Below are 2,394 nucleotides of genomic sequence, written 5' to 3'. Positions count from 1 at the left end.
TTAAACTTGTTTTTTTTTTGTTTTTTATCGGGCCTTTCCTGGTCAAACATATTGCCTTTTATGTCATCAACAAACCAATGCTAACGATTAACGAATCTTACATTTTTGACCATTATAATGACAGAAAATATTATTGGAATGATATTGAAGACATGATTGTAACGGGGCCTTGTGACCTCCTGCAAATCTACTTTTACGAACCTAAAATATACCCACGAACTATTACAAACCCTATTGAGAAGTTTTTACCATCGATCATTAAAAGAAAACCCAAGCCGAACGATTCCTATTTTATCGATCTGAATATGGTTAACTTTAGATGGGATAAATACGATCAATTTGTGGATGCACTGAATGATTACAGCATCAAAGCGGAGGACATTAAAAATCCTAATTAAGTAACGAAACAATAAAAATAGATGGAATTTGATACCCGCATCAGCAGCATTTTTGTGATGAATATGTTCTTTATAGGTCTTGCTTTCCTAATGGCCTATTATTGTTCTTTTTACGGCGACTTCCGCTATCCTGGTTTTCGTTACATTTATCTTATTTGGCTGGCAATCGGTTTTACACGCTTGTTAAATTATCACAAATACTTCAATTTTGTAATTTTTCGTAAGCCTATCCTGGTTGTTAACGAATCCGGTATCTACGACCTGGCCGACGATATTAAATACCAGTGGAAAGATATCACATCAATAGACGAAGCAAATGCCTACCTGTATATCAGAGTTGGTAACCCAAAGGAATACCTTGCGAATATTCGGAACCCTTTCAAAAGGTTCATAAAAAAGCTAATGAGCGAACCGTTTAAAATCAATGTAGATATGATCAGGGTAAATGGAGATGTACTTTTGGATATTCTTGATGAATATAGTAATCAAGCATTAATTCCAGCCAAAAACCCATCTATTATAACAAACCGCTGACCCCAATCCCCCAAAATCTGCCTATCTTCGCCCGTACATCTTTTACTGTAAATAATGCTTGATATTCTCATCATAGGCGCAGGCCCCATTGGTATTGCCTGCGGGCTGGCGGCACAAAAGGCGGGCCTTAGTTTTGTTATTGCTGAAAAAGGCTGCCTGGTTAATTCGCTGTACAATTACCCTTCCACCATGACCTTTTTTTCCACTTCCGAAAAACTGGAGATTGGTGGCGTCCCTTTTGTTACTAACAGTTATAAGCCGGTTCGCGCCGAAGCGCTCGAATATTACCGCAGGGTAGCCACATCAAACCATTTACCGATCAACCTTTTTGAGGAAGTTGCCGGGATAAAAAAAGAAGGAGGAGTTTTTATTGTTACCACTGCAAAGGCCACCTACCAGGCAAAAAATGTGATCATATCCACAGGTTTTTATGATATTCCGGTAAAACTGAACATTCCGGGCGAAGACCTGCCAAAAGTAAAACATTATTACCAGGACCCTAATTATTATGCCCTGCAAAAGGTGGTGGTGGTAGGGTCAAGCAATTCGGCTATTGATGTAGCGTTGGAAACCTACCGCAAAGGCGCAGAGGTTACCCTGGTGATCCGCGGTGCAGATGTAGGAGAACGTGTTAAATACTGGATCAGGCCGGATATTATGAACCGCATTAAGGAAGGAAGTATTAAAGCCTATTTTAAATCAAATTTAAAAGCCATCAGGCAATACGAGGTCGATATCGAAACGCCGGAAGGCTTAGTCACTATTCCCAATGATTTTGTTATGGCGATGACCGGCTACCAACCCAACTTTGAATTTTTAAAGAAGGTGGGGGTTACCTTGTCTGATGATCGGTTTGTCCCTGAATATAACCATGAAACCATGGAAACCAATGTACCCGGCTTATACCTTGCCGGTGTAGTGGTAGGAGGGATGGATACTCATTTATGGTTTATCGAGAACTCCCGCATCCATGCCGGTATGATCATTGGGGATATAGTGAGGAAGGTTGATTGAGTTGGATTAAGTTAATTGTGTTGAGTAAGTTGAATCGAATGGGTAATACCTGATTCTAACCAACTTAGTCAACCCGATCCACCTCATTCCGTGTCAACCATAAATTGACTAATCGCCCATCTGCAAGTTCATTGAACGCAAAATGCACAAAAAGGGTTTACAAAAGGTTTACAGAATCAAAAGCTTGCAGTTTGTAAACATCTGATATTAAGTTATTTATATATTTACGCGTTAAATCGGGGTTTACACTATTTTACAAAATCTCTTCCTGGTATTTTTCAGCTGTTCTTATAAGCACTAATCGTCAATTTGTGAATGACATCACATTTGTTAACTTAGTAAACCCAATCAACCTAAAGTAAGTTCAATTAAGAAATGCAACAAAAGCTAAATAAATGATACCAGATAGCATACACTATCCGGCATCATTTAAGGAAAAATTAGACTT

The 2,394-nt window shown here is 38.8% G+C and carries 3 protein-coding genes; all 3 read left to right on the top strand.

The window, feature by feature from the left end; translation table 11 throughout:
- Nucleotides 1–398, top strand: a 398-nt coding sequence (locus QZY09_RS05960) for a hypothetical protein (protein ID WP_295669507.1), incomplete at its 5' end; no start/stop codon positions are given.
- Between the two features lie 21 nt (nucleotides 399–419).
- A complete protein-coding gene (locus QZY09_RS05955) occupies nucleotides 420–932 on the top strand; it encodes an STM3941 family protein (protein ID WP_295669504.1) in 513 nt (170 codons plus the stop codon).
- Nucleotides 933–986: 54 nt separating this feature from the next.
- Nucleotides 987–1,946 (top strand): YpdA family putative bacillithiol disulfide reductase, encoded by a 960-nt coding sequence (locus QZY09_RS05950; protein ID WP_295669501.1) that lies wholly within the window; start codon nucleotides 987–989, stop codon nucleotides 1,944–1,946.
- The last annotated feature ends 448 nt before the right edge of the window (nucleotides 1,947–2,394 follow it).

Origin of the sequence: uncultured Mucilaginibacter sp. (assembly GCF_903913935.1) — a bacterium.
GTDB lineage: Bacteria > Bacteroidota > Bacteroidia > Sphingobacteriales > Sphingobacteriaceae > Mucilaginibacter.
The sequence above is the reverse complement of the archived record's forward strand: the minus strand, read 5'-3'. Positions and strand labels throughout refer to the sequence as shown.

Bases quoted from the DNA above. Each gene is read 5' to 3' on its own strand.
- QZY09_RS05955 (WP_295669504.1), top strand. From the start codon at position 420: ATGGAATTTGATACCCGCATCAGCAGCATTTTTGTGATGAATATGTTC.
- QZY09_RS05950 (WP_295669501.1), top strand. From the start codon at position 987: ATGCTTGATATTCTCATCATAGGCGCAGGCCCCATTGGTATTGCCTGC.